6 protein-coding genes are annotated in these 7,324 nt (G+C 43.2%); 5 read left to right on the top strand and 1 reads right to left on the bottom strand.

All coding sequences use genetic code 11. From position 1 onward, the window contains the following. Nucleotides 1-225: 225 nt before the first annotated feature. A complete protein-coding gene (gene aspS / locus Q0200_RS08375) occupies nucleotides 226-1,983 on the bottom strand; it encodes an aspartate--tRNA ligase (protein ID WP_297940194.1) in 1,758 nt (585 codons plus the stop codon). A 93-nt stretch (nucleotides 1,984-2,076) separates the two neighbouring features. Here aspS and Q0200_RS08370 point away from each other — a divergent pair, with 93 nt between their 5' ends. The 5 genes from Q0200_RS08370 to Q0200_RS08350 form a co-directional block, all read left to right on the top strand. Then, nucleotides 2,077-2,970, top strand: coding sequence for an NAD(+) kinase (locus Q0200_RS08370; RefSeq protein WP_297940191.1), 894 nt, complete (start codon nucleotides 2,077-2,079; stop codon nucleotides 2,968-2,970). Continuing rightward, on the top strand, nucleotides 2,963-4,486 hold the full coding sequence (locus tag Q0200_RS08365; RefSeq protein WP_297940188.1) for an AAA family ATPase: 1,524 nt from the start codon (nucleotides 2,963-2,965) through the stop codon (nucleotides 4,484-4,486). Before Q0200_RS08370 ends, Q0200_RS08365 begins: the two co-directional genes overlap by 8 nt. A 71-nt stretch (nucleotides 4,487-4,557) precedes the next feature. Beyond that, complete coding sequence (locus tag Q0200_RS08360) at nucleotides 4,558-5,811, top strand: diguanylate cyclase (protein WP_297940185.1); 1,254 nt, start codon at nucleotides 4,558-4,560, stop codon at nucleotides 5,809-5,811. Beyond that, complete coding sequence (locus tag Q0200_RS08355) at nucleotides 5,811-6,596, top strand: TatD family hydrolase (protein WP_297940181.1); 786 nt, start codon at nucleotides 5,811-5,813, stop codon at nucleotides 6,594-6,596. Before Q0200_RS08360 ends, Q0200_RS08355 begins: the two co-directional genes overlap by 1 nt. 12 nt (nucleotides 6,597-6,608) lie before the next feature. Continuing rightward, on the top strand, nucleotides 6,609-7,324 hold a 716-nt coding region (locus tag Q0200_RS08350; protein ID WP_297940178.1), incomplete at its 3' end, for a transglycosylase SLT domain-containing protein.

Here is a 7,324-nt window from a genome sequence, read left to right as displayed (position 1 = left end):
GCCTGGAGCGCCGATGATTAAAAATAAATTCTTCATTTTTTCCCTTTTTATATTTTTTGAGCGCCTTTGAATGAGTTTGAAAATTTCACCCTGCAGCAGACTATATGTCTAGCTTTGGGATGAAATTTTCTGCACAACATCCAAATTCATCTCAAAAATTTAATCTTTAAATAAAATAACTCAAATTTAGACATTCAAAAAGTCTAAATTTATTGCAATAAATTTTTAAGCCTTTTGCTCTTTTTCTCTTATCCTTAGTCCTAGCTCCCTAAGCTGCTCGTTGCTAGCGTAGCTTGGTGCCTTTGTGAGTGGGCACTGAGCGCGCTGTGTTTTAGGGAAGGCTATGACGTCACGGATCGAGCCTGCTTTATTTACAAGCATATTTAGCCTGTCAAAGCCGATCGCGATACCGCCGTGCGGAGGCGCGCCAAAGCTTAACGCGTCGAGCAAGAAGCCAAATTTCTCGCGTTGCTCGGCCTCGTCGATACCAAGTAGCTTAAACACCTTTTGCTGAACGTCGTTTTTGTGGATTCTCACGCTACCGCCGCCAAGCTCATAGCCGTTAAGCACGACGTCGTGAGCTACCGAGAGGATGTCCTCGAGATCAGGCTCGTCGATGTTTTTAGGCATGGTAAAGGGATGGTGCATAGCCGAGTAGCTACCATCGTCGTTTTGCTCAAACATCGGGAAGTCAAGCACCCATAAAAACTCCATTTTGTTTTGGTCTATGATACCCATTTGCTCGGCGAGGAAAATCCTAAATCGTCCCATATAATCAAGCACGACTTTTTTCTTGCCTGCGCCGAAAAATACGACGTCGCCGACTTTTAGCTCGCAGCGAGCTACAATCTCGTCAAGGTCGCTTTGCTCGAAAAATTTGCAAAGCGGTCCTTTTAGTCCGTCCTCTTTCATTTGGAAGTAGCCAAGGCCCTGAGCGCCGAATTTGCGGACGAATTCCTCAAAACGGTTCATCTCGCGCTTGCTAAAGATATTATCGCCGTTTGGCACTTTTAGCGCTTTGATGCGGTTTTTCTTAGGTTCGGTTGCGATTTTACTAAAGATTTCATTACTAGAGCGTGCGAAAATGTCGATAACGTCGATCATCTTTAGATCGTAGCGCAGATCTGGTTTGTCGCTGCCGTAGCACTCGGTCGCCTCTTTGTAGCTCATGCGTCGGAAAGGTATTTGGATATCGTATCCGCATGCGGCAAATACGTCTTTTAGCATATTTTCGGCCATATTTAGGATATCTTCTTGTTCGATGAAGCTCATCTCAATATCTATCTGCGTAAATTCCGGCTGTCTATCGGCGCGCAAGTCCTCGTCGCGGAAGCATTTTGCGATTTGGAAATATTTATCAAAGCCCGAGCACATCAAAAGCTGCTTAAATAGCTGTGGGCTTTGTGGAAGCGCGTAAAATTGGCCTGGATACACGCGGCTTGGCACTAGGTAGTCTCTTGCGCCTTCTGGAGTTGCACGTGTTAAAACTGGAGTTTCAAACTCGATAAAGCCCATTTTATCTAGGCTGTTTCTAGCTGCGATCGCCGCTTTTGAGCGCATTTTAAAGATATTTTGAAGTTTCTCGTTTCTAAGGTCTAAAAATCTGTATTTTAGCCTGATGTCCTCGTTTACGCTCTCGTCGCCGATGACGAAAGGTAGCGCCTCGCTCGGGTTTTCTACTATCACTTCGTTTGCGACTACTTCGATCTCGCCCGTTTTTAGACGCGGATTTACCAGGCCTTCGCCGCGAGCGCGGACCTTGCCTTTTATCCTCAGCACGTACTCGTCGCGAACGTGCGACGCGGCCTCGTGAGAGCTCTTGCTATCTGCCGGATCGCAGACGATCTGGATCAGTCCCGTGCGATCGCGCAGGTCTAAAAATATAACGCCGCCGTGGTCGCGGTAGGTATTTACCCAGCCGCAAAGCGTAACTTCTTTGCCTATGTCGGCACTGCTTAAATCAGTGCAGTAATGGCTACGCATTTTCACTCCTTTTGCTGTTTTTAACGCGCCCATTATACTAGAAATTTGCTTGCTCCCAGCTTTTTTAAAACAAAATGTGATAAAATCCGCTCTATGAAAAAAGAGAATTTATTACTTCCGGCTAAGGTAAAAAAAGTCGGCCTAGTCGCAAAAATCAATGCAAATTTGGTAAAAAACGCGCGAATCTTGCGCGAGATTTTGGCTAGGTACGGCGTTCAAATTTTGTTTGAAAACGCGCTCGCTAAACATTTAAATTTAAAAGAGGGCTCGAATTTACAAGGATTTGAGATGCGCGAGTTGGCGCAGGAGTGCGATTTTTTGATCTCGCTCGGAGGCGACGGCACGATCATCTCGCTTTGTAGAAACACGGCCGAGATTTCGCCCTTCGTGCTCGGCATCCACGCGGGCAGGCTTGGATTTTTGACCGATATTACGATGAATGAATGCGAGAAATTTTTCGCCGAGTTTTTCGAGGGCAAATTTGAGGTCGAGACCCCTTTTATGCTTGACGTTTTTTTGCACAAAAAAAGCGGCGAAATTTTACATAAAATCGCATTTAACGACGCGGTAATCGTGGGCGAAAAGGTAGGTTCCATGACGCACGTGGAGGCTTTTTGGAATGAAAAATACTTTAACGCGTATTTTGGCGACGGCGTCATCGTCTCTACGCCCGTTGGATCAACCGGATACAACATGAGCGCGGGTGGGGCGATAACCTATCCTTTGAGCGAGGTGTTTTTGGTTACGCCCGTTTGTTCGCACTCGCTAACTCAACGTCCGGTCGTGCTTCCGCGCGGATTTGAGATCAAATTTAAAACCGCAAGTGCGGCAGTGCTGGTTATCGACGGACAAGATAGGTATAAGATGAGCGAGCTTGAGGGCGTAAGCATGACGCTAAGCGCGAGCACGGCGCGGCTAATCCGCCACGTCGGGAGAGATTATTTTCAAATTCTAAAAGAAAAGCTGCATTGGGGTTATAATGATTGAGCGGATTTTGATAAAGCAAAATTTGAGTTTTGAAAACGTCGAGTTAAATTTCGGACGCGGACTTAGCGTATTTACGGGCGTGAGCGGCGCTGGCAAATCGGTCCTGATGGGCTCGATAATGGCGGTTTTAGGGCTAAAAGATAGCGAAGCAAAGCTGATCGAGGCCGACGTCTCGCATAAATTTGACCTTGAGGAATTTGGCCTAGAGAGCGAGGAGATAAATACCTTTAAGCTTTTTCGCGACAAAACGACGCGCTACTTTATAAACTCGCAAGCCGTTTCTAAAAAAAATCTAGCCAGCATCGCTAAAGAGCACGTAAAATACCTATCCGCAAAGGAAATAAACGAATTTGAAAACGAGAGATTTTTAAATTTGCTAGATAGCTTGCAGGCGAAAAAAGACGCTAAATTTAACGAAATTTTGAGCGAATTTAGGCTCAAATTTGACGAATTTAGCCAAATTTCACGCGAGCTAAAAAAAATAATCGACGAAGAAAAAAGAGTGGAGGAGCTAAAGGAATTTGCCTCCTTTGAAATCAATAAAATAGAAAGCGTGAGCCCGAAAATCGGCGAATTTGACGAGCTAATGGAGCTAAAAAAGCGCCTAAGTAAAAAGGATAAAATTTTAGAAGCGTGGAATAGGGCGGAGCAAATTTTTAATTTCGAGCAGGCCGTGACGGACGCGCTAAACATCAGCGATATTGATAGCAGCTTTTTTGAAGAGGCGATGAACGAACTGCGAGTAGCGCGCGAAAATCTAAACATGGACGAGCTAGAAGACGTGGATATCGAGGGCGTGCTAGACCGCATCGAGGCGATAAACTCGCTCGTGCGTCGCTATGGCGGCGAGGAGGAGGCGCTCCAGACGCTAAAAACGCGCAAGGCGGAGCTAGCAAGATACGAAAATATAAGTTTTGAAAAGAGCGAGTTGGAGCGTAAATTTAAGCAAAACGAAACTGCGGTAAACGCGCTGGCGGACAAAATCAGCCAGGCTCGCGCGGCAAATTTAAAGGAGCTTGAAGCGCTCATAAATTCGTTTCTAAAAGAGCTTTATATGAGCGAGATTTCATTAAAGATAAATAGCAAGACCCTGGACGCCGCCGGCAGGGACGAGGTAAATTTGAGCCTAAACGAGACGGCGCTAAAAAATCTAAGCTCGGGCGAGCTAAACCGCTTAAGGCTAGCTTTTATCGCGAGCGAAAGCAAGATCACCGGAGGCGGCGAGGGCGTCATAATCCTAGATGAAATAGACGCGAATCTAAGCGGAAAAGAGGCGATGAGTATCGCAAACGTGCTACTAAATTTGGCCGAATTTTATCAAATTTTCGCTATCTCGCATCAGCCGCAGCTAAGCTCTAAGGCCGATTCGCATTTTCTAGTCGAAAAGCGCGGCGAAACCTCGAACGTAAGGGAGCTAAAAAACGAGGAGCGCGTAAGCGAGCTGGCTCGTATGATAAGCGGCGAACGCATTACCGATGAAGCGATAAATTTCGCTCGTCAGCTTTTGGTTGTTTAAGTTTGGCTTAAAATTTAGGTTGAAAAAAGAAAAGTAATGGTATATTCTCGAAAATTTTTAAATGGGTATTTATGGAAAAAAGCAAAATTTTAATAGTAGAAGACAACAAAGCCTTAGCAAAGCTAATCGCTAAAAAGATGGAAGATAATACTGAAATGCAAGTGGACGTCGCTCACAGCTTAGCCGAAGCGCAGGCGTTTCTTACGAAGGCTAAGGATTATTTTATAACTTTGCTCGATTTAAATTTGCCCGATGCTCCAAACGGCGAAGTGGTCGATTTTGTAGCGTCTAAGGGCTTACCGATTATAGTTTTAACGGGCAGTATGGACGATAAGACTAGAGAGACTTTTATGGACAAGGACATCGTGGACTACGTCTATAAGGGAAATATGAGCGACGTAAATTATATATTTCATATGATAGATAGACTAAAAAACAACAAGCAGTATAAAGTCATGGTAGTAGAAGACGTAATGCAGACTAGAAACGACGTAAAAAAAATATTGCAGAATTTGCAGTTTCAAGTATTTACGGCGGCTCACGGCGAAGAAGCGATGAATTATTTTGCCGATAATCCCGATATAAAACTCGTGGTTTCTGATTACGGTATGCCGGTAAAAGACGGTTTGGAGGTTTTAAAAGAGCTAAGGGAGCAAAGAGATAAAAACGAACTAGGCGTTATAATGATGACTAGCGCGAACGAAAACGTTAGCGGCGCGGTATTTTTGAAAAACGGAGCTAATGATTTTATCGCTAAGCCGTTTTTAAAAGAAGAGCTTATTTGCCGCGTAAATAATACTATAGAAAATATGGAAAATATCAATAAAATCGCAAATTTCGCCAATAAAGATTTTCTAACCGGATTATTTAATAGAAGGTATTTTTACGACGATATGCAAGGGTACTTGGCTAGTTTGGAAGAAAATCCTATGCCTTACGCCGTAGCCGTGATCGATGTAGACGGGCTTAAAAATATCAATGATAAATACGGACAAGATAGCGGCGATAAAATTTTAAAACTACTGGCTAAAAAATTAATCGACGACACCAAAAGCAGCGATATAGCGGCTAGATTCGGCGGCGGAGAATTTTGCGTTTTATTAAAAAACGTATCGCAAGAAGACGCGGTTAAATTTTTCGTCGGATTAAGAGCCGCAATAGCATCCAATCCGGTAAATATAAAAAACGAATCGGTTAAAATTTCGGTTTCCATAGGCGTTACTTTCGGTAAAAGCGATTATAACGTCGACGAGATTTTGGAGCTTGCCGACGAGGCTCTTTACAGAGCTAAGCAAAGCGGTAGAAATAGGGTAGAAATAGCCTGATGATAATAGACACGCATTGTCATCTGGATGACAAAAGCTTTGACGGCGACCTTGCGCAAGTTATCAAAAATGCCCGTAAAAACGGTATCGACGGAGTACTGATACCTGGGGCTGATATTAATGATTTACCAAAAGCGGCTAAAATAACCCGCGAATTTGAAAATATATTTTTTGCCGTCGGAGTTCATCCGTATGAGAAGGCGGGATTTGACGAAGAGGCGCTGCGTAAATTTGCGCGAGACGAAAAGTGTATAGCCGTGGGCGAGTGTGGGCTTGATTATTTCCGCTTGCCAAAAGACGAAAATGAAAAAGAGCTTGAAAAAGCGGAACAAAAGCGCGTATTTAAAGCGCAGCTTGATATGGCCGTAGAGTTAAATTTACCCGTTATCTTGCATATAAGAGACGCAAACGAAGATAGTTTTAATATTTTAAAAGAGTATGCAAGCAGGCTAATCGGAGCGGTTTTGCACTGCTATAACGCTTCGCCTTTGCTATTAGAGCTTGCAAAAATGGGCGAATTTTACTTTGGCATCGGCGGGGTTTTGACCTTTAAAAACGCGAAAAATTTGGTTCAAATTTTGCCCCAAATCCCGCAAGATAGGCTGCTGCTTGAAACAGATGCGCCGTATCTAACGCCTGAGCCTTTTAGGGGGCGCAGAAACGAGCCTGCATTTACGCGATTAGTCGCGACAAAGATGGCTGAGATTTTAAATTTAAAAGAAGAAGAGGTAATGGAAATAACAACGAAAAATGCAAAGAAAATCTTTACGAAATTTAACACGTAATCAAGGAGAAAAATGAAAATCTTTAGAGTAATAATGCTGTGTTTGGCATGTACGGGGTGGCTTTTTGCGACCGCGGCTAGCAGCGACGCAGAGCAAACCCAAAAGATGATATTAAAAGAATTTGACATAGATGCTAAATTTTTACAAAGCTCTCACTACGCTTCTATAAAAAATTCCATTAAAGATAGTAAAAGAAAAGAGTTTATAGATACCGTAAAAGGCGGTTATAAACATATCCCGATGCTCCAAAAGATTATAAAAGACTCAGGTATTCCGGAGTCGTTTTTGTATCTTGCTATGACGGAGTCCGGTTTTTCAAATCACATAGTTTCTAGCAAAAAAGCCATCGGAATTTGGCAGTTTATGGAGTCTACGGCAAAACTTTACGGCCTTAGGGTCGATAAATACACCGACGAGCGAAAAGACCCGATGGCGGCTACCGTTGCAGCTACAAAATACCTACAGAGTCTAAAAAACGACTTTGGCAAGTGGTATCTTGCGATGATGGCTTACAACTGCGGCGACACTAGATTAAGAGAAGGCATTAAAAAAGCCGGAACTACCGATCTGGCAACATTACTAGATGATAAAAAAAGCTATATTCCAAAAGAAACTAAAAATTTAGATGATGCTAATGTTAAAATATCAGAAAAAGCAGTAAAAAAGAATTTATTTAAAAAGAATTCTGTAATACTATCAATTATTGGAACGATAGGTGAATATGCTTT

The sequence above is a fragment of the uncultured Campylobacter sp. genome, from assembly GCF_938045225.1.
GTDB lineage: Bacteria > Campylobacterota > Campylobacteria > Campylobacterales > Campylobacteraceae > Campylobacter_A.
This window is presented reverse-complemented; position numbering and strand designations above follow the sequence as displayed.